A 19519-nucleotide genomic window follows, 5' to 3' on the forward strand; every position below is an offset into this window, starting at 1 on the left:
GAAGGTCAATCCTGCTCCAGCAGTTCCGGGGCGATGGCGTCCTCGATCAGTTCGTCCGGCAGGCGCTTCTTGGTCTTGGCGCCGAGCTGGCGCAGCGTTTCGGCCTGGTTGACCAGATTCCCGCGGCCGGTCGAGAGCTTGCCCATCGCCTGGTCATGGGCCTGGGTCGCGGAATCCAGACCCTTGCGGATCCGCGACATGTCGGAGACGAAGCCCTCGAACTTGTCGTAGAGCAGCCCCGCCCGGCTGGCGATCTCCTCGGCGTTCTTCTGCTGGCGCTCCACCTGCCAGAGGTTCGCCACCGTACGCAGCAGCGTGATCAGCGTGGTCGGCGTGGCGATGGTGATGTTCTGGCCGATGGCAAAGCCGGTCAGGTCCGGCGCCGTTTCCAGCGCCGCGGCGAAGGCGCCCTCGATCGGCACGAACATGATGACATAGTCGGGGGTCACACCGGCGATGCGGCTGTAGTCCTTCGACGACAGATCCCGGATATGGCCGCGCAGCGAATCGACGTGCCGCTTCAGCCCCGCGGCGCGGCCGGCTTCGTCCTCGGCGTTGACGAATTCCTCGAAGGCGACGAGGGAGACCTTTGAATCGACGATGATCTTGTGATCGTTGGGCAGGTTGACCACGACGTCCGGGCGGAGCCGGCGACCGTCCTCCATCGTCTCGCTCTGCTGGGTCGCGTATTCCTCGCCCTCGCGCAGACCGGACTTCTCCAGGATGGTGGAGAGGATCATCTCGCCCCAGGCGCCCTGGGTCTGGGTCCGGCCCTTGAGCGCCCGGGTGAGGTTCAGCGTTTCCCGCGTCATCTCCCCGCTGCGCTCGCTGAGCATGCGGATCTGCTCGGCCAGCGTCGCGCGGCCCGTCGCCGCCTCCTGCTGGGCGTGGGTCATGCCCTGCTGGAACTCGACGATCTTCTGGCGCAGCGGGTTCAGCAGTCCCTCGATCTGCTCCCGGTTCTGCTGGCGGAAGGTCTGGCCGTGCTTCGCCATCACCTCCTCGGCCAGCAGGCGGAACTCCTTGGTCATCGCCTCCCGGGCGTCCTTGAGTTCGGCGATCTGCTGCTCGGCGCGCTCGGCATCCTTCTGCCGTTCGACCCGGAGCGTGGCGAGGTCGCGCTCCAGCGTTCCCGCCCGGTTCCGCTCCGCCTCCAGCCGCGCCTCCAGCTTCGCCGTCGCCTCGCGGGCCTCCCGCTCGTCGGCTTCGAGACGGCGTACCGCCTCCTCCAGGCGCGCGGCCTGTCCCTCGGCTGCGATGCGGGCGTCGCGTTCGGCCGCGGCGTCGCCGTTTCCCGAGGCGGCCCGGCGCACGGCGAGATAGGCCGCGACCGCCACGAGAACCGCGGCGGCCAGGGCGACCGCCGCCACGGGTCCGATTCCGGCCATGTCCATTCCCCGGTCTCCTTCGGCTGCAAGGGGACCAATCTAACCGAGTCGCGAACGGACTGCGAACGTGCTATGGAGGAAAAATGAGCGAGGAAGGCTACATCATAGCCCGCGTGGTGTTCCTGCTGGCGGTGCTGATCCTGGTGGTGCCGGCCTTCGTGCGCATGCGGCCCGACATGCGGACGGCGCTGCGGCACGTGGCGCTGTGGATGGGCCTGACGGCAGCCGCGGCGATCGCCTACCGGCTGCTCTACAGCTGAACCAGTTCCGCGTTTTCCTGCGCCGCCCTGCGATCTTCCTGATGACGGATTTCGGCTTCACGCGCCGCGGAAAAGGCCGGACGAAGGCGCTGTGCAAGCGACACCCGCCCCTGCTCCAGCGCCTGCTCCACTGCCGCCGCGATCTTGTCGGTCAGGCGCCGCATGTAGGGCTCCTTCTGGGAGAGCTTGCGCACGCAGCGGCGCATCCGCACGCGCGAGACGATGCGCTCGATCTCGCCGCTCTCCAGCGCCTCGATCATCTGCGCCGTGGTCACGTTCTCCGCCTCCGGCCCGAAGCGGCGGACCAGATCCTCGGCCTGCCAGCGTTCCTCGTCGGTGAATTCGTCCAGTTCGCCAATCGCGGCCTTCAGTGCCGTCATCGTCTCATCTCCTGATCGGGGCGATGCCAATCGCACCAGCCATTCGTGAAGATGCAGTAAACGGGCCAGCCGCCGCCGGACGTGGCCAGGAACGGAAGCGCTGGCGATAGCGAGCGGGCGTCACGCCGACCCGCCGCTTGAACAGCCGGCGGAAGAACGCCGGATCGGCATAGCCCACGGCGAGCGCCACATCCTCGACCGGATCGCCAGTGGTTTCCAGAATCTGCTTCGCCTCCTCGATCCTCAGGGCCTGGACATAATCGACCGGCGTGTAGCCTGTCGCCGCCTTGAAGCGGCGCTTGAAGGTCCGTTCCGCCAGTCCCGAACGGTTGATCATCCGCTTCACTGGTGAGGATTCCGTGTAGTTCGCGGCGATCCAGCTCTGACAGGCGCCGATGACCGCATCGTCATGCGCCCTCGGCCGGCCCATGGCGGAAAAGGGAAGCTGGCCGTCCGAGCGGTCGCCGAGAACGAAGATTCTGGCGATGCGCTGCGCCTCCTCCTCACCGGCAAAACGGGCGACAAGATAGAGCGCAAGGTCTTCCCAGGAGCCTGGCCCCCCGCTGGTGACGAGGCGGTGTTCAGGCCCGGCAGGCGAAAGAATGCGCTCGGAACGAAGGCGTACGGCGGAATAGTGCTCCCGGAACAGGCTGGCAGCACTCCAGTGGGTGGTCGCCTCAACCCCGTCCAGAAGCCCCGTCTCCGCCAGCAGCACCGCGCCGGTGCAGACCGAGCAGATCACAGCGCCCCGCTCCCACTCTTCGCGTAGCCATTGAATTTCCGGCCCCCAGCGGCCTGCTGGCGGTATGCCGTCCGTAAGGTCGAGATCCCCGATCACGATCAGGTCCGAGCACGAGGTTTCGGCAAGATCCGCATGCGGCGCGATGGGCACGCCGAGGGCTGTCGTGAAGACACGCCTTTCGCGCGCGACGATCCGGGCCGCCATGCGCCGCGCGTCCGATCGCTCGCCCGTCAAGGCCTCCCAGGCCACGCCGACGCCAGCGAATATCTCCAGGAAGGCGTGCAGCGCCGTCGGCGTGCTCTCTGGCACAGCAAGCAGGCTCGCTCGTACCGGCGTGAAGTCCGATTCGTTGAACATGATCGCGCATTTGGCACAAATGACCCGTTTTTGTCCATTCTCACACTGACGTCACCCCCGGATACGGGGCATCACGGCCTCATTAGGCAATCTCGAACGAAGGACGAAACGATGCATCTCGCCAGAACCGGACCATGGAAGCTCCGCGCCATCGCAGCAGGTATCGCCGCCGCCACACTCTGGCCGGCCGCCACAAATGCCGCCGAGGACCTTGCCGGCGCGGTCGACGCAGTGATCGAGCGGTGGATCGCGTCAGAGCGAATCGCCGGTGTGGTGGCGCTGGCCGCCCGCGACGGCGAAACCGTGTATCGCCGCGCCGCCGGCTGGGCCGACCGCGAGGCCGCGACGCCGGTGCGCGAGGACACGATCTTTCGCCTCGCCTCCATGTCGAAGCTGATCGTCGCAGTGACGGCGATGGCCATGATCGACCGGGAGAAGCTCGCGCTCCAGGACACGGTCGCGCAGTGGTTGCCCTGGTTCCGTCCCGCCTTGCCCGACGGACGCCGCCCGGCGATCACGGTCCGGCATCTGCTCACCCACACCTCGGGCCTCGCCTACGGCTTCCTCGAACCAGGCGGGAACCCCTATGAGCAACTGCAGGTGCCCCAAGGCCTGGAGGTCTGGCAAGGCCATCTGGAATCGGCACTGCGGAGATTGGTGGAGGCGCCGCTGCTGCACGAGCCGGGGACTGCGTGGCGCTACTCGCTGTCGACGGACGTGCTCGGCGCGGTCGTCGAGAAGGCTGCGGGCATGCCGCTGCCGGAAGTGGTAGCGCGCTACGTTACCGGCCCCCTTGGCATGTCAGACACTGCCTTCCATGTCGTCGATCCCGTTCGCCTGGCGGTCCCCTATCGGGACGGCCCCGGGCGCGCGGAGCGCATGGCGGACGGCGGCGACACCATCCCGCTGGGCGACGGCATCGCGTTTGCGCCGGCGCGGGCTCTGGACCCGAACGCCTATCCTTCCGGCGGGGCCAGCATGAACGGGACAGCGGGCGACTACCTGATCCTTCTGGAGACGCTGCGGCGCGGGGGCGGGCCGATCCTGAGCGAGACCTCGGCGCGGCTGCTGTCAACGCATGCCATCGGTGAGCTCAGGGCGTGGACCGAAGGCGAAGGCTGGGGCCACGGGCTCGGCGCGGCAGTATTGCTCGACCCGGAGGCCGCGGAGACGCCGCAGAATCCCGGCACATGGCAGTGGGGTGGCGTGCTCGGCGGCCACTGGTTCGTCGACCCGGTGGCGAAGCTTTCGGTCGTGGTGCTGACCAACACCTCGACGGCCGGCGTCATCGGCGACTTTCCCGCCGAGATCCGCGAAGCCCTCTACGGGGCGGGTCGCAATTGATCCGGAGCCCGAAATCGCCCGGCGCTACTCCCACTCAATGGTGCCGGGCGGTTTCGAGGTGACGTCGTAGACGACGCGGTTGACGCCGCGCACCTCGTTGATGATCCGCGTGGCCGTCTGGGCCAGGAAGTCGTGGGGGAACTGGAAGAAGTCGGCGGTCATGCCGTCGGTCGACGTCACCGCGCGGAGCGCCAGCACGTGGTCGTAGGTACGCTCGTCGCCCATCACGCCCACGGTCTGGACCGGCAGCAGCACGGCGAAGGCCTGCCAGATCTCGTCGTAGAAGCCGGCCTTGCGGATCTCGTCGAGATAGATCGCGTCCGCCTTGCGCAGCGTGTCCGCGCGGTCCTTGCTGACCTCGCCCGGAATGCGGATGGCGAGACCCGGCCCGGGAAAGGGATGGCGGCCGACGAAGCCTTCGGGCAGGCCGAGTTCGCGGCCCAGGCGGCGCACCTCGTCCTTGAACAGCTCGCGCAGCGGCTCCACCAGCTTCATGTTCATGCGCTCGGGCAGGCCGCCGACATTGTGGTGCGACTTGATGGTGACGCTGGGGCCGCCGGAGAAGGAGACGCTCTCGATCACGTCCGGATAGAGGGTGCCCTGGGCCAGGAAATCGGCGCCGCCGACCTTCTTCGCCTCGGCCTCGAAGACATCGATGAACAGCTTGCCGATGGCCTTGCGCTTCTGTTCCGGGTCGGTCACGCCGGCCAGCGCTGTCATGAACTGGTCTTCCGCCTCAACGTGGACCAGCGGGATGTTGTAGTGGTCGCGGAACAGGCCGACGACCTCCTCGGCCTCGCCCTGGCGCATCAGGCCGGTGTCGACGAAGACGCAGGTGAGCTGCTCGCCCACCGCCTCGTGCACCAATACCGCGGTGACCGCCGAATCGACGCCCCCCGACAGCCCGCAGATCACCCGGCCCTGGCCGACCTGTTCGCGGATGCGCCGGATCTCGGTCTCGCGGAAGGCAGCCATGGTCCAGTCGCCGACGCAGCCGCAGACGCGGGCGCAGAAATTGCGTAGCAGCGCCGCCCCGTCGGGGGTGTGCATGACTTCCGGGTGGAACTGCACGCCATAGCGGCGGTTCTCGTCGTCGGCGATGGCGGCGAAGGGCGCATTGGCGGAGCGGCCGACCACACGGAAGCCGGGCGGCAGGGCGCTGACCGAATCGCCGTGGCTCATCCAGACCTGATAGCTGTTGCCCGCCGACCAGACGCCATCGAACAGGTCGCAGCCGTCGACGACCTCAAGCCGGGCGCGGCCGAATTCCTTGTGATCGCTCGGATCGACCTTGCCGCCGAGCTGCGCGGTCATGGTCTGCTGGCCATAGCAGATGCCGAGCAGCGGCAGCCCCGATTCGAGGATCGCCGGCGGCACGCGCGGCGTTTCCTCGAAGGTGACGCTGGCCGGCCCGCCGGAGAGGATCACCCCCTTCGGCCTCATGCGCTCCAGCGCCTCAGGCGAGCGGTCGAAGGGAACGATTTCGCTGTAGACGCCGGCTTCCCGGACGCGGCGCGCGATGAGCTGCGTCACCTGCGATCCGAAGTCGACGATCAGAATGCTGTCGGTCATGGCCGCCCGCCCGTGGAGGAAAGCCCCCGTCTAGCGGGGCGGCCATGACTTGTCCAGCAGGCGGACTACCGCCTCAGCTCGAGCCCTTGGCGCGGGAAACTGCGTCCTTGAGCGAGGTGTATTCGGCGCAGCCGAAGGTGCAGATCGAATCGAGCGCCGCCAGGTGCTTCTCCGCCTCGGCGACATTGCCCATCTCCAGATGCGCCTGGCCGATATACTCGTGTGCGCCCTTGTGCTCGGGGTTCAGGTCCAGAGCCACCTTGTAGGCGTCCAGCGCGCCCTGGTAGTCGCCCGACTTGCGGCGGGCGTAGCCCAGGTAGTTGTAGGCGTCGGCGTTGTCGGGATCGGCGTTGATCGCCTTGCCCATGTAGACGATGGCGTTGCTCCAGTCCTGCGCCTCCACGGCGGCGACGCCGCGCTCGTAGAAGCCCGGCTCCTTCACCACGCTCTTCTCCGGTTTCGACGAACTGGACGAATCGTCCGAACTCGAGCCCATGGCGCCCGCCGCCACCGGCGCGAAGGCCACCGAAGCCACCGCGAGGGCCGCGGCCAGGCCACGAATCTGATGCAGCATTCCGAAACTCCCGATCTGTCTCTGTTGCCGTGCCGAGCCTGCCGAACCTTAGCTCAATCCCCGCGTCATGACAGCGGCAAAAAAGCCGTCGACACCGTGTTTCAGCGGCGTCAGACGCAGGAAGTCATGCGCTCCGTCCGCGTCCGGCAGGTCCGTCACTCCGGCGGCCGCGGCGGCTTCCCGCCAGGGCGTGACCGAAAAGTCGGCGTGACGGACAAGAAAATCTGTGACCGGCTTCTCATTCTCGGCGGCCAGGAACGAACACGTGATGTAGACCAGCCGGCCGCCCGGCTTCACCAGATCGGCCGCGGCGTCGAGCATCGCGCCCTGGCGCACGGCGTTGCGCGCCAGCCCTTCCGCCGTCATCCGCCAGCGCAGTTCCGGCTGACGCCGCCAGGTGCCGCTGCCGGAACAGGGCGCATCCACCAGCACGGCGTCCATGCGGCCCCGCCAGTCGTCGGGCCAGCCCGCCTCCGCCGGCTGACGCCGCGTCTGGATGTTGCGCACGCCGGCGCGTTCGGCCCGGGCCGCCAGACGCCTCAGTCGCCCCGCATCGACATCGATGGCGAAGATCTGTCCGCGGTTGTCCATGTCGGCGGCCATGGCCAGGGCCTTGCCGCCGGCGCCGGCGCAGATGTCCGCGATCCATTGACCCTGCCGCGCGCCGGTCAGTTGGGCGACGAACTGGCTGCCGGCGTCCTGGATTTCGAACAGTCCCTGTCCGAACGCCCGGCTCTGGTCCGCCCGGCCATCGGCGGTCAGGCGCAACGCATGGGGAGCCAGCGCAATGGGCTCCGTGGCGAAGCCCTCCTCGGCCAGCATCCCGGCCAGGCGATCGCGATCGGTCTTCAGCGTGTTGGCCCTGAGATCGGTCGCAGCCCGGCCCTCGCAGAGCGCGCGCAGTTCGGCTTCATGCGAGGCTCCGAGACTCTCTGCGATCTCCCCTTCCAGCCAGGCCGGGTAGTTGAGCCGCGCCCAGGCCGGCGCCGTCTCCATGGCGCAGAGGACGGCCGCCGAAAGCGCCTCACGCTCCGCCTCGTCGGGCAACTCGGGACCATGGGGGCCTTCGGCAAGGCCCGGACCATGCTCGAGTGTCGTCAGAAAAAAGACCCGCAATCTGTTGTCACAGCGGCATTTCGCCTTCGACAGACGCCAGTCGAGTTCGCCGCGGCGGCGCAGGACGCCATAAACGGTCGCGCCGATGGCGCGGCGGTCGCCGGACCCGGCGTAGCGCCGCTCCCGGAAATAGCCGCGCATCAGGTCCTCGAGAGAACTCTGCGCGGTTTCCAGCCGGTCGAGGATCTCGATCGCGGCCTCGAGACGGGCCTCCGGCCTCATGCCGTCATTCCGGACAACGGGCTCAACCGCTGTAGTTCGGGGCTTCCCGGCTGATTTCCACGTCATGGACGTGGCTCTCGCGCAGGCCGGCATTGGTGATGCGAAGGAATTCGCAGCTCGAGCGCATCTCGTCGATGTCGCGGCAGCCGGTGTAGCCCATGGCCGCGCGCAGGCCGCCAACGAGCTGGTGCAGAACAGCGCCTACCGGACCCTTGTAGCCGATGCGGCCCTCAATGCCTTCGGGCACCAGCTTCAGCTCCGATTTGACTTCCTCCTGGAAGTAACGGTCGGCCGAGCCGCGCGCCATGGCCCCGACCGAGCCCATGCCGCGGTAGGACTTGTAGGAACGGCCCTGGTAAAGGAAGACCTCCCCCGGCGACTCGTCGGTGCCGGCCAGCAGGGAGCCGATCATGGCGCAGGAGGCGCCGGCGGCGATCGCCTTGGCCAGATCGCCAGAGAACTTGATGCCGCCGTCGGCGATGGCCGGCACGCCCAGCTTGTCGCACTGTTCGACAACATCCATGACCGCCGTGAGCTGCGGCACGCCGACACCGGCGACCACGCGCGTCGTGCAGATCGAGCCCGGGCCGATACCGACCTTCACAGCGTCCGCGCCGGCGTCCACCAGCGCCATCGCGCCCTCGGCGGTGGCGACATTGCCGGCCACCACCTGGGTGAAGTTCGACAGCTTCTTGATGCGGCTCACCGCCTCCATGACGCGGGAGGAATGGCCGTGTGCGGTGTCGACCACCACCAGGTCGACGCCGGCTTCCATCAGCGCCTCGGTGCGGCGGAAACCCTCGTCGCCCACGCCCGTGGCGGCGGCGACGCGAAGCCGGCCCTGCACATCCTTGGAGGCGTTGGGATACATCTCCGCCTTCTCGATGTCCTTGACGGTGATCAGACCGACGCAGCGGTAGTCCCCGTCGACGACCAGCAGCTTTTCGATGCGGCGCTGGTGCAGCAGGCCCTTGACCTCGCGCTCCTCGATGTTGCCTTCCTGGATGACGACGAGATTCTCCTTCGTCATCAGTTCCGAGACCGGCTGTCGGGTATCGGTGGCGAAGCGGACGTCGCGGTTGGTGATGATGCCGACCAGCTTGCGACTGCCGCGCTCGACCACCGGGATGCCGGAGATGCGCCGGGTCGCCATCAGGGCCAGGGCATTGGCCAGCGGCTCGTCGGGGTAGATGGTCACCGGATTGACGACCATTCCCGATTCGTAGCGCTTGACCTTGCGCACTTCGTCCGCCTGCCCGGCGATATCGAAATTCTTGTGGATCACGCCCATGCCGCCCGCCTGCGCCATGGCGATGGCCATGTCGGATTCGGTCACCGTGTCCATCGCCGAGGAAAGCAGCGGAATGCCGAGGGAAATCTCCCGCGTGACGCGGGTTTTCGTGTTCACCTCGGCAGGCAGGACGGAAGAGGCTCTGGGCGCCAGCAACACGTCGTCGAACGTGAGGGCTTCGCGAATCTTGATCACTTGGAACACCTCCGGCTGCGAGACCGCCATGTATGGCATCGGGAGATGAACGGCAAGCGGACAGTCGGGCGCAGCCGAGGGCAGGCCCAGGGCGGCGCCGTCAGGCCGCGCTTTCGGCCGCCGCCTCGGCGGTGAAATCGCCCTCGATCGCCTTGTCGAACATGTAGGGATAGATCTCGCGGAACTTGGCGCTGATCTCCTCGAAGGGCATGTCGTCGCGGTGGCCACGCTCGTGCACATATTCCATGTGCTTCTTGCCGTCCGCGGTCAACGGATGAAAGATCGAATCCGTCTCGCCGTCGAATTCCAGCGGCAGGACGCCGAACTTCTCGCAGAGTTCCAGGTTGAAGGCCGGCGTCGCCTTCACCCACCGCCCGCCGAGTTTCAGCTCCGTATAGCCGTGGTAGTAGAACAGGTCCGTGCCCATGGTCTCGCGCATGCGCGCCGTCGACAGGTGATTGCGCACGTCCGCGAAGCCGAGCCGCGCCGGAATCCCCTCGGCCCGCGCCGCAGCCGCCAGCAGCCCGGCCTTGGTGATGCAGAAGCCCGCGCCCCGCTCCAGGCAGGCGCTGGCGCGAAAATGATCCCGGTCCATGACCACGCCATAGGGGTCATAGCGGAATTCGTCGCGCACGGCGTAGTAGAGGCGGATCGCCTTGGCCTTCGGGTCGGTCTCGTCGCCCACGACACGCCGGGCGAAGGCCGCGATCGCCGGGTTGTCGGCATCGATCAGGTCCGTCGGCGCCAGGCAGGTCTCGCTCTCGCTCATGGTCGGTTCTCCTCGGTAACTCCCGCGGGGCGGATGTTCGTCTCCCGCCGCCGACGGATCAAGACCCGCCGCGGCGGGTCGGCTTCCCGCCCTGCGCAGGTCCGCTCGGCGTGGGCTATGGCTGCTCCGCGTCATCGCCGCCCCGGAACCCCGTGGCAACCATGTAGCTCTCCGCAGACCCCTTGCGGCTGGCATCGGGCTTGGCGAAACGGACCTGCCGGAAGTCGCGCTTGACCCGGTTCAGGAAGTCGTTCTCGCCGCCGCCCTGCAGCAGCTTGACCGCGAACGCCCCGCCGGGTTTCAGCACCTGCGAGGCGAAATCGAGCGCCAGTTCGGCCATCGCCATGATGCGCAGATGGTCGGTCTGGCGGTGCCCCGTGGCCGGCTGCGCCATGTCCGACAGGACCACGTCCGCCGGCCCGCCAAGGCGTTCGCGGACCTTCGCATCGGCGTCGGTCTCGGTGAAGTCGAGCTGCATGACCTCGACGCCGGGGATGGGCTCCATCTCCAGGATGTCGACGGCCAGAACATATCCGCCCTCGCCCGCCGCCGCGGCGGCGACCTGCGACCAGCCGCCCGGCGCGGCGCCCAGATCGACGATCCGACCGCCCTTCCGCAGCAGGCCGAACTTCTCGTCGATCTGCAACAGCTTGAAGGCCGCGCGGGAGCGCCAGCCCTGGGCCTTCGCCTCGGCGACATAGGGGTCGTTGAGCTGCCGCTCCAGCCACCGGGTCGACGACAGCTTGCGGCCGCGCGCCGTCTTCACCTTTTCGGTCAGCCGGCGGGAGCCGCCGCCGGGTCCGGGTTTCCTGGCCATTCGCCCCTCCTAGTCGCCGGCCGCGAGCAGGGGCGCGTCGGCGTTCATCAGTTCCAGGAGGATGCCTTCCCTGAGGCCCCGGTCGGCGACGGTGATTTCCTGCACCGGCCAGAGGTTGAGGATCGCCTGCAGGATGGCGCAGCCGCCGACCACCAGGTCGGCCCGCCCCGCCCCCACACAGGGATGGGCCGCGCGCTCCTTCAAGGTCAGCCTGCGGAGATGGTCGGAGATTTCGGTCATCCGCGCCGCCGGCATGGTCAGCCCGTCCACTGCCGTGCGGTCATAGCGTACGAGATCGAGGAACACGCCGGCGAGCGTGGTGACCGTGCCGGAGGTCCCGAGCAGCCGGAACGGCCGGTCCATGGCTGCCCGGGTCTCGATCTGGAAGTCCATGATGGCCTCCTCCGAGGCCGCGACCATGCGCCGGTAGGTGTCGTCATCGACGTCCACACCGCCGAAGCGCTCGGCGAAATTGACCACGCCGATGGGGAAGGAGGCGTAGCGCACCAGATGATGCTCTCCGCCGCCGAAGGGCTCGGCGAGCGCCAGTTCCGTGCTGCCGCCGCCGATATCGAAGACCAGGGTTGGCTCGGACTGACCGAGCAGCAGCGACTTGCAGCCCGCCAGCGCCAGCGCCGCCTCCTCGGCGGCGTCGATGATCTCCAGCCTGAGCCCGGTCTCCCGCTTGACCCGCGCGATGAACTCGCCGGCGTTGTCGGCGCTCCGGCAGGCGGCGGTGGCGACGCAGCGCACATCCCAGCAATGGTGGCGGGCGATCTTGTCGGCGCAGACCTTCAGCGCCTCGATGGTGCGCGCCATGGCCGGTTCCCCTAGACGGCGGCTCTCGCCCACGCCCTCGCCGAGACGGACGATCCGCGAATAGGCGTCGGTCACCCGGAAGCCGTCGCCATCCGGCCGCGCAATCAGCAGACGGCAGTTGTTGGTGCCCAGGTCGATGGCGGCGTAGCTGCGCCGCCGCAGACGATCGTGCACCACGCTGCCTCCACTCCTGTGTTACGGCGTCCGTTCGCGCCCGCGCAGCGCGAACCGGGCGGGCTGGTTCAAGGGGCAGATTAGCAAGCCGGGCCGTGACTTGTTAAGGTGCAACCGGAACTTCCAACGTCCGGTTGACATCCACGGGCCGGCCCAATAGATAGTCGCCGCGCCCGCCGGGCGTATCCGCTGGGGGATCGTCTAATGGTAGGACAGCGGACTCTGACTCCGTCAATCTAGGTTCGAATCCTAGTCCCCCAGCCAGTTTCCTGCGCTTCCCCCATGTGCGACCACCCGGTCATTCAACGGTTTGTTTGCGCGCGATGCTGCAAGACCGGACTGGCGTTCCACTCGATTTTGTCCGAGCGTATTCCGCTCGCAGCCAGCCCGTTCCACGACGTCAGGCACATGAATGGACACGGTCCTCCTGGAACTGTCCCGACTGCAGCGCGAGATTCAGGGCGCGCTCGCATCGTCGTTTCGCGAGGCGACCTCAGCTGACGACTGGACGCAGGGCACGCTCGTGCTCCTCCTTTCCATTGTCTTCGGCCTGGTCCACGCAGTCGGCCCTGGCCACGGCAAATCGATCCTGATGGCCTATTTCATCGCCGGCGACGCCCGCGTCCGGCAGGCATTCACCGGCAGCCTCAAGCTGATCGCAACTCATGTCGGTTCCGCCGTCATACTGGTACTGGCGGCCCTGACCATCGTCGACATTTCCTTCGGCTTCCGGCCTGCCGATTTTCCGCTCGTCCGCCAGATCAGCTATGGGGGGGTCGCCCTGGTAGGATTGTTCCTGCTCATTCAAGCCCTCCGCCCGCACCCCGCCCGGGCGCATGTGCACGGAGGACGGTTCCTGCCCTATCTGGCCGGCCTTTCGCCCTGTCCGCTGACGACCATCATCATGGTGGCGGCGAGCGGCACCGGCGCGGTCGCGTTCGGCGTTCTCGTCTCGATCGCCATGGCGCTGGGCATGGTTGCGACCGTTGGCGCATTCGCGCTCCTGGCGATCCTGGGGCGACGTTGGTTGATCGCCGCCTCGAGCCGCCACATGTCCACCCTCATGAGGGCGGGCAGAGTGCTTCAGGTCCTCGGCGCCGGATGCGTGATGGCGCTGGGGTCGTTCCTGCTGCTGGCGGAGGTGACCTGATTGAGCCCTCCGGAGACCACGCTTTCCCCCTTCGCGCACCCCGTCTACCGGCGGCTCTTCGCCGCTCAGGTGACCGCGCTGCTCGCGCTCCACATGGCCGTGGCGGCCGCGCTCGGGTTGGGCTGGTTCGCGCCGGGTTACGCGGCCCTGCTATTCCTCTGGATCCGGTCGTACTCCGCCACGAGCACGAAGCGATGCGGCACGAACATCTCCACGTGCACGACCAGCATCACCAGCATCCGCACGAAGGTTGGGAAGGTCCGGAGCCGCACCGCCATCCGCACAGGCACGCCGGCGGTCAGCACACCCACGCTTTCGTCATCGACATGCATCACGATCGCTGGCCGTAGGTTCAGGAAGGAAAAGTCCGCCCATGCTGCCCTTCACGACCGACCAGTTCCTCGAGGTCTTCACCGCATAAAACCAGGCTATCTGGCCCACTCAGATCCTCACGGAAGCGCTTGGCCTGGCGATGACTGGATGCCTGTTCATCGGAAGCGGAAGGGCGCAACGGGCGGCGTTCGCGTTGCTCGGGGCGATGTGGCTGCTTATGGGCGTCGGCTACCACCTGACGTTCTTTGCGGAGATCAATCCTGCTGCGAATCTGTTCGGCGCGCTGTTCATCCTCCAGGCGGTCCTGTTCGCCATCGAAGGCGCCTGGCGAGGCCGTATCAGCATGCGTCTCGAAGGCGGTTTCCGGGCCTGGCTCGCCGGCGCTCTGATCGCATATGCGCTGATCATCTACCCCTTGATCGGCCTGCTTGGCGCCCAGCCCTATCCGGAAACGCCCCTGTTCGGGGTTGCGCCCTGCCCGACGGTGATCTTCACCCTGGGACTGCTCATTCTGGCCGATCATCCGCAGCGCTGGATGCTGGCGACGATTCCTCTGGTCTGGAGCCTCATAGGCGGGTCCGCGGCAGTGCTCCTTGAAGTGCCCCAAGACTTCGGGCTCGCCGCCGCCGGCATGTTTCTGGTCATCGCGATGCTAAGCGGCCGGCGATGCCGGCAGGACCACCCCGGCTCCTGAACCTGGGCAGCAAGGCGTGCTCCCAGGATTCCGGCTTCGCGGAGGGATCACGCACGGTACCCTAGGGACATCCCGACTATCACGGCAACCACGCAGAAGATGATGTAGTACAGCCCCGATCGCGCCTCCGAACTCGCGGGCAGCCACTGGAAGGCAGGCTTGCGGCTCTCCTGCGGCTCGCGCTCGTACACTGCCGTCTCGGCCGGCGTCGGCGAGCGGAACTGATCGTCGAGCGGCCGCTACATCTCGTTCCGTGAATAGAGGTCGCGGCCGATGATCTGTTTCATCACCTCGATGGCGCCGCCGGCGATCCGCGTCACCCGCGCATCCACATAGGCCCGGGCGATCGGATATTCGTACATGTAGCCATAGCCGCCGAAGAACTGCAGACACTGGTCGACCACCTTGCAGTGCAGGTCCGTCGACAGCATCTTCGCCTTGGCCGCATCGACCGAGGTCAACTCGCCGGCCATGAAGCGCTGGATGCACCAGTCGACGAAGACCCGCATCGCCGTGGTCTCGGCGTCGAGCTGGGCCATGACGAACTGCGTGTTCTGGAAGTCGGCGATGGTGCCGTCGAAGGCCTCGCGGGTCTTCGTGTACTCGACGGTCTGGCGGATCGCCGTCTCGGCGCAGACGACCGAGCGCACGGCCTGGGTCAGACGCTCCTGCGCCAGCTTGGTCATCAGCATGGCGAAGCCCTTGCCCTCGTCGCCCAGGCGGTTGCCGACGGGCACGCGCACGCCCGAATAGAACAGCTCCGAGGTGTCCTGGCCCTTCATGCCGATCTTCTTGAGATTGCGGCCGCGCTCGAAGCCCGGCGTGTCGGTCGGCACGGCGATCAGGCTGACGCCGCGGGCGCCGGCCTCCGGGTCCGTCTTGGCCGCGGTGACCACGACATCGGCGTTCTGGCCGTTGGAGATGTAGACCTTCTGGCCGTCGAGCACGTAGTCGTCGCCGTCGCGGCGGGCGCGGAGCTGCAGCCGCTTCACGTCGCTGCCGGCGTTCGGCTCGGTCATGGCGATGGCGCCGACGGCCTCGCCGGTGACCATCTTCGGCAGCCATTCCCGCTTCAGCTCTTCCGAGCCCCAGGCGAGGATGTAGGGCGCGCACATTTCGGAATGGACGACGAAACCGGGGCCCGAGAGCCCGGCGCGGGCCAGTTCCTCGATGACCACGACGTCGTAGAGCCAGTCGGCGCCACTGCCGCCATATTCCTCGGGCATGCTGCAGCAGAGCATTCCCATCTCGCCGGCGCGCCGCCAGACCTCCTTCGGCACGATCCCGTCGTCCTCCCACTTCTCGTTGTGGGGCACCATCTCCGCGTCGATGAAGCGGCGGACACTGTCCCTGAACTGGTCGTGCTCCGGCGAAAACAGCGTGCGCTGAACCGACATCTCTTTCCTCCCCTTGGTCGTCCGCCCCCAATCTCTTCCAAGGCGCGCCGCGACGCAACGGCGCAGAGGCGCGCGGCGGCAAACCATGGACAGCGGCGGCGCACCGGGCTCTGGTGTCGCCGATGAACCCGAAAGCAGACAATGGCGGCGAGCACGGCCTGAAACGCGTGCTGGGGCTGCCGCTGCTGATCCTCTACGGCGTCGGCGTCACTGTCGGCGCCGGCATCTTCGTCCTCATCGGCTCGGTGGTGGGCGTCGCGGGCCCGCGCGCGCCGCTGGCGTTCCTGTTCGCGGCGGCCATCGCAGGCGTGACGGCGGCCAGCTACGCCATCCTTTCGCGTGGCTTTCCGGCAGCGGCCGGCGCCTCGCTCTACGTGAAGGCCGCCCTGGGCCGCGGAGCCGGATTTCCGGTCGGCATCGGCGTCGCCCTGGTGGGCATCGTCTCCAGCGCCACGATCATGCTGGGCTTCACGGGCTATCTGGCCGAACTGCTTGCGGTGCCGCAGCCGCTGGCGATCGTCGGCGGGCTCGTGCTCACCGGCCTGCTGGTGCAGCGCGGCGTCAGCGAGAGCGTCGGCGCCGCAGCGGCCCTGACCGTGGTCGAGATCGGCATCCTGCTGGTGGTCATCGCCGCGGGCGCGCCAGTGCTGGCGACGGGCGAGGTCTGGTGGGTGGCGTTCGGAACGGGAAGCGCCCTGCCGGTCACGGCGATCGTCAGCGCCGCGGTGCTCGCCTTCTTCGCCTTCATCGGCTTCGAGGACATCGTCAACATGGCCGAGGAGACGGTCGATCCGGCCCGCGTGATGGGCCGCGCCATCATCGGCACCCTGGCGATCTCCACCGCGCTCTATCTGCTGCTGGCGCTGATCGCCGCGGGCGCCCCCGATCCGGCGGCGCTCGCGGCCAGCGGCGCGCCGCTGGCGACGATGTGGCAGCAACTGACCGGACAGTCGAGCGCCTGGCTCTCCACCCTCGCGCTGATCGCCGTGGTCAACGGCGTGATCGTGCAGACCATCATGGCCAGCCGGCTGCTCTACGGCATGGCGCGGGAGGAAATGATGCCCGCCCCGCTGGCCCGCGTCGGGCGACGGCGGACGCCCTATGTGGCAATCTGGCTGATCGTCGTCCTGATCGCCATTCTGGCGCTGACCCTGCCCATCGAGACCCTCGCCCGTGCAACGACCACGGTGACGCTGCTGGTCTTCGCCGCCGTCAACCTCGCCCTGCTCGTCCTCGGCTCGCGGGAGAAGGAAGGACCGCTGCGCCGCCGGCGCTGGATCGGTGCGCTGGGTCTCGTGCTGACCGCGGGCCTCGCCATTCGGGAGATTTTCTCGCTGCTCGGCGTCATCTGATCAGGATGCCGTCCGGGGCAGTACGTGAAGGTCGAGCGGTTCGCGACGGCCGCGCACGGTCTGCTCCGGCAGGGCCTCGAAGCCATCGAGCAGGTCCGTTCGGCCTGCCGCGCGCGCCGCGGCGGCCACGGTTTCGCTGATCACGACTGTCGCCGCCAGGTCCGCGCCAAGCGCCTGCAGGCGGCTGGCCACATTCACGGTGTCGCCGGTTGCGGTGAGCTCGAATCGGCGCTGCCCGCCGATCGGGCCGACGACCACCGGCCCATGATGCACGCCGATGCCGAAGCCCCAGCGCCAGTCGGCCGGCGTGTCCGTCCCGCCCGACCAGGCCTCGAGACGGCCGGCCATTTGGCGTGCGCAGGCGAGCGCACGCACCGGGTCGTCCGGCGCCGATGCGGCCATGCCGAAGACGGCCATGGCCCCGTCGCCCAGATAGCTGTCGATGGCGCCGGCATGGGCCTCCACCGAAGCTTCGACGGCAGCGTAGAATCCTTCCAGCAGAGCCGCCGACCGTTCCGGTCCGAGCGCCTCGCTGAGCGTCGTGAAGCCGCGGATGTCCACGAAAAGGATCGTGGCCGGACGGCGGCCCCGGCCAAAACCCGGCTCATCCCGACCCAGCGCCTCGGCATGTCCACGAAAAGGATCGTGGCCGGACGGCGGCCCCGGCCAAAACCCGGCTCATCCCGACCCAGCGCCTCGGCAAAGCCGGTGGGCACATATCGCGACAGCCGGCGCCTGGCGTGATCCGTGCTGATGATGCGCGGCAAGGCGGCTGCTGCTGCGGCTGCCAGCATCGTGGCGGTCGGCAGGGCCGCATCGATCCACCATCCGCCCCGCACGAAGACCAGCTGCAGTCCGGCCAGCCACATGACAAGCAGGGCGCCGCACCCGGCCGCAGCCATACCGGGCCGCGCCCGACCGGCGAACAGCGCAAAGGCGACGCCGCCGGTCACCAGGGCGGCAAGGCTCGCCATACGCGTCAGCGCATCGTGTCGAAGCGTGCGGCCAGAAATCAGGTTGTCCGCCGCCGATGCCAGCACTTCGACACCCGGAACGCCGGGTCCGTAGGGCGTCGCGAACCGGTCGCCCAGGCCGGTCGCCACCACGCCGACGAACGCGGCCCGCCCCTCCACCGCCCCGCCCGGAACCCTGCCCGCCAGCAGATCGTCAAGCGACCAGGACGGCAGGCTGCCGGCGGGACCGGGAAAATCGATCGGCAGGCGCAAGGCGCCATCCAGTGAAAAGGATACGTCGCCGAGACTCAGTCCATCCCGTGCACTGACAGCAATGCCGGAGCCTGGCGTGCGATGGCGCTGGGCCACGACCACCGGCAAGGCGGGATACAGCTGGCCCTAGTGCGGGATCGCCGCGTGCAGAAAACGCAGCCGGTTGTCGGCGTCCACAATCACCTCGGCATGTCCCATCTCAGCGGCTCGAGCGAGCGCGGGAAAGGGCGGGACCACGCCGCCCCGTCCGCCGCCGGCGCCGATACCCTGCCGGATGTCGACCGCAGCCTCCCGAACCGCGGGCGGCGCGCGCTCCCCGCCCCCGTCAAAGACGAACGCGAAGGGGACCACCACGTCGTCATCGGCACCGACACGTCGGACAAGCTCCATGTCGCCTTCACCCTGGGGATCGGCCAGCAGCAGGTCGAGGGCGATCACGCGCGCGCCGGCGTCACGCAATGCCGTCACGGCATCGGCCAGGACGCGGCGCGGCAACGGCCATCCACCCGCGCTGGCGATGCTGCTGTCGTCGATCAGGACAAGCAGCACTTCCGGCCCTGCTGTCGCGGCTCCCCGCGCCTGGAACCGCCAGTCGATGGTGCGGCCCTCCAGCGCCCGAAGCATTGGCGCATCGTAGGCCAACAGGTAGATCAGCGCGCCGGCAGCGATGGTCGCGAACGGCGGCAGCCAACGCGAACGCCCGGCGCCGCTGTTGCCGACCGCGTCACTCAATCCGGGTCCGGGCGCGCAACGCCTCGACACGGGCCGGGGGCCAGCGCTTGGCGCGTCCGGGCGGCTCGCCAAGCGGGATGTCGCTGCCCTGCCCCGCCTGCAGGCCGACCGTCTCGTCATGACCCGGCGCGCTGACCGACACGCGCCCTTCCAGAACGAAGACGCCGGTCGTCTGCGGATCGGTGGAAACGATCAGCCCCGTCGACCGGACCGAAGCCGTCGCGGTACGGGCACGCACGGAGACATCCCGGCCACCGTCGCTGTCAGTCAGCAGAACCCGAACCGCGCCATAGATGAGGTCGAACAAGCCCGCCGAACCGGGCGCGAAGCGTTCCACTTCGACGCGAGTTTCCGGGCCCACCGTCATTGCCGAGCCGTCATCGAAGGCGATGCGCACTTTCGCGCGTATTCCGGTGATCAGCGCATCATCGCGGAAAACCGGCATACCGTGGCGAAGTTCCCGGGCCTCGGCGGGCCGCTGCGCCAGCACCTCGCCCACCTGCGCGTCGACATGGCCGACCGGCGAGGGTTCCGCCAGGCCCGGTCCGGCCAGCGTCGCCGCCAGCAACAGGGCCGCGGCCGCAGCCAGCAACGGCCGCACGCGGTCGTGTGGAA

The 19519-nt window shown here is 68.2% G+C and carries 19 protein-coding genes, 1 tRNA gene and 1 pseudogene; 6 read left to right on the forward strand and 15 right to left on the reverse strand.

From position 1 onward, the window contains the following. Positions 1 to 5 precede the first annotated feature (5 nt). Entirely contained in the window at positions 6 to 1394 is a 1389-nt protein-coding gene (locus CWC60_RS09300) for a DNA recombination protein RmuC (protein ID WP_109793711.1), read from the reverse strand. A gap of 77 nt (positions 1395 to 1471) precedes the next feature. Here CWC60_RS09300 and CWC60_RS23560 point away from each other — a divergent pair, with 77 nt between their 5' ends. Continuing rightward, the gene (locus CWC60_RS23560) at positions 1472 to 1648 is read left to right on the forward strand and encodes a hypothetical protein (RefSeq protein ID WP_164516454.1); all 177 of its coding nucleotides are present in this window, start codon (positions 1472 to 1474) and stop codon (positions 1646 to 1648) included. Here the strand turns inward: CWC60_RS23560 and CWC60_RS09305 are convergent. Both CWC60_RS09305 and CWC60_RS09310 read right to left on the reverse strand, forming a co-directional pair. Beyond that, positions 1639 to 2028, reverse strand: a complete 390-nt coding sequence (locus CWC60_RS09305) for a hypothetical protein (RefSeq protein WP_109793712.1) — start codon at positions 2026 to 2028, stop codon at positions 1639 to 1641. The genes CWC60_RS23560 and CWC60_RS09305 overlap by 10 nt on opposite strands. Positions 2029 to 2032: 4 nt before the next feature. Continuing rightward, positions 2033 to 2974 (reverse strand): GlxA family transcriptional regulator, encoded by a 942-nt coding sequence (locus tag CWC60_RS09310; RefSeq protein WP_206419851.1) that lies wholly within the window; start codon positions 2972 to 2974, stop codon positions 2033 to 2035. A 264-nt stretch (positions 2975 to 3238) separates the two neighbouring features. Here CWC60_RS09310 and CWC60_RS09315 point away from each other — a divergent pair, with 264 nt between their 5' ends. Continuing rightward, entirely contained in the window at positions 3239 to 4471 is a 1233-nt protein-coding gene (locus tag CWC60_RS09315; protein ID WP_109793714.1) for a serine hydrolase domain-containing protein, read from the forward strand. Between the two features lie 24 nt (positions 4472 to 4495). Here the strand turns inward: CWC60_RS09315 and guaA are convergent, their stop codons facing one another. From guaA to CWC60_RS09350, 7 genes are all read right to left on the reverse strand, one after another. After that, positions 4496 to 6043, reverse strand: a complete 1548-nt coding sequence (guaA, locus tag CWC60_RS09320) for a glutamine-hydrolyzing GMP synthase (RefSeq protein WP_109793715.1) — start codon at positions 6041 to 6043, stop codon at positions 4496 to 4498. 73 nt (positions 6044 to 6116) lie between these two features. Continuing rightward, the gene (locus CWC60_RS09325) at positions 6117 to 6617 is read right to left on the reverse strand and encodes a tetratricopeptide repeat protein (protein WP_109793716.1); all 501 of its coding nucleotides are present in this window, start codon (positions 6615 to 6617) and stop codon (positions 6117 to 6119) included. A gap of 48 nt (positions 6618 to 6665) precedes the next feature. Beyond that, the gene (locus CWC60_RS09330) at positions 6666 to 7955 is read right to left on the reverse strand and encodes an RsmB/NOP family class I SAM-dependent RNA methyltransferase (protein ID WP_164516455.1); all 1290 of its coding nucleotides are present in this window, start codon (positions 7953 to 7955) and stop codon (positions 6666 to 6668) included. 22 nt (positions 7956 to 7977) lie between these two features. Then, positions 7978 to 9471, reverse strand: coding sequence for an IMP dehydrogenase (gene guaB / locus CWC60_RS09335; protein ID WP_109793718.1), 1494 nt, complete (start codon positions 9469 to 9471; stop codon positions 7978 to 7980). A gap of 70 nt (positions 9472 to 9541) precedes the next feature. Next, positions 9542 to 10210, reverse strand: coding sequence for a transglutaminase-like domain-containing protein (locus CWC60_RS09340; protein WP_109793719.1), 669 nt, complete (start codon positions 10208 to 10210; stop codon positions 9542 to 9544). A 115-nt stretch (positions 10211 to 10325) separates the two neighbouring features. Continuing rightward, positions 10326 to 11027, reverse strand: coding sequence for an RlmE family RNA methyltransferase (locus tag CWC60_RS09345; protein WP_109793720.1), 702 nt, complete (start codon positions 11025 to 11027; stop codon positions 10326 to 10328). A gap of 9 nt (positions 11028 to 11036) precedes the next feature. After that, on the reverse strand, positions 11037 to 12020 hold the full coding sequence (locus CWC60_RS09350; protein ID WP_164516456.1) for a Ppx/GppA phosphatase family protein: 984 nt from the start codon (positions 12018 to 12020) through the stop codon (positions 11037 to 11039). A gap of 190 nt (positions 12021 to 12210) precedes the next feature. Between CWC60_RS09350 and CWC60_RS09355 the strand changes: the two genes are divergently transcribed. Beyond that, positions 12211 to 12284: transfer RNA gene (locus tag CWC60_RS09355), tRNA-Gln, on the forward strand. Positions 12285 to 12432: 148 nt separating this feature from the next. Then, positions 12433 to 13170: a nickel/cobalt transporter gene (locus tag CWC60_RS09360; protein ID WP_109793722.1), complete on the forward strand. Its 738-nt coding sequence runs from the start codon at positions 12433 to 12435 to the stop codon at positions 13168 to 13170. A gap of 137 nt (positions 13171 to 13307) precedes the next feature. Here CWC60_RS09360 and CWC60_RS24265 read toward each other — a convergent pair whose 3' ends face one another. After that, entirely contained in the window at positions 13308 to 13505 is a 198-nt protein-coding gene (locus CWC60_RS24265) for a hypothetical protein (RefSeq protein ID WP_164516457.1), read from the reverse strand. 95 nt (positions 13506 to 13600) lie between these two features. Between CWC60_RS24265 and CWC60_RS09370 the strand changes: the two genes are divergently transcribed. After that, entirely contained in the window at positions 13601 to 14197 is a 597-nt protein-coding gene (locus CWC60_RS09370) for a DUF6064 family protein (protein WP_277422324.1), read from the forward strand. 239 nt (positions 14198 to 14436) lie between these two features. On the opposite strand, the gene CWC60_RS09375 is transcribed toward CWC60_RS09370, so the two are convergent. Next, a complete protein-coding gene (locus CWC60_RS09375; protein ID WP_109793724.1) occupies positions 14437 to 15594 on the reverse strand; it encodes an acyl-CoA dehydrogenase family protein in 1158 nt (385 codons plus the stop codon). Between the two features lie 122 nt (positions 15595 to 15716). On the opposite strand from CWC60_RS09375, the gene CWC60_RS09380 reads away from it, so the two are divergent. After that, on the forward strand, positions 15717 to 16946 hold the full coding sequence (locus CWC60_RS09380) for an APC family permease (RefSeq protein WP_109793725.1): 1230 nt from the start codon (positions 15717 to 15719) through the stop codon (positions 16944 to 16946). On the opposite strand, the gene CWC60_RS09385 is transcribed toward CWC60_RS09380, so the two are convergent. From CWC60_RS09385 to CWC60_RS09400, 3 genes and pseudogenes are all read right to left on the reverse strand, one after another. Continuing rightward, on the reverse strand, positions 16947 to 17564 hold the full coding sequence (locus CWC60_RS09385; protein WP_109793726.1) for an adenylate/guanylate cyclase domain-containing protein: 618 nt from the start codon (positions 17562 to 17564) through the stop codon (positions 16947 to 16949). A 386-nt stretch (positions 17565 to 17950) separates the two neighbouring features. Continuing rightward, positions 17951 to 18796 (reverse strand): annotated as a pseudogene (locus tag CWC60_RS24085) (CHASE2 domain-containing protein); the annotation flags it as partial. A 100-nt stretch (positions 18797 to 18896) separates the two neighbouring features. Next, positions 18897 to 19472, reverse strand: coding sequence for a FecR family protein (locus tag CWC60_RS09400; RefSeq protein ID WP_164516460.1), 576 nt, complete (start codon positions 19470 to 19472; stop codon positions 18897 to 18899). Positions 19473 to 19519: the final 47 nt, after the last annotated feature.

This window comes from Minwuia thermotolerans (assembly GCF_002924445.1).
GTDB classification, from domain to species: Bacteria; Pseudomonadota; Alphaproteobacteria; order Minwuiales; family Minwuiaceae; genus Minwuia; species Minwuia thermotolerans.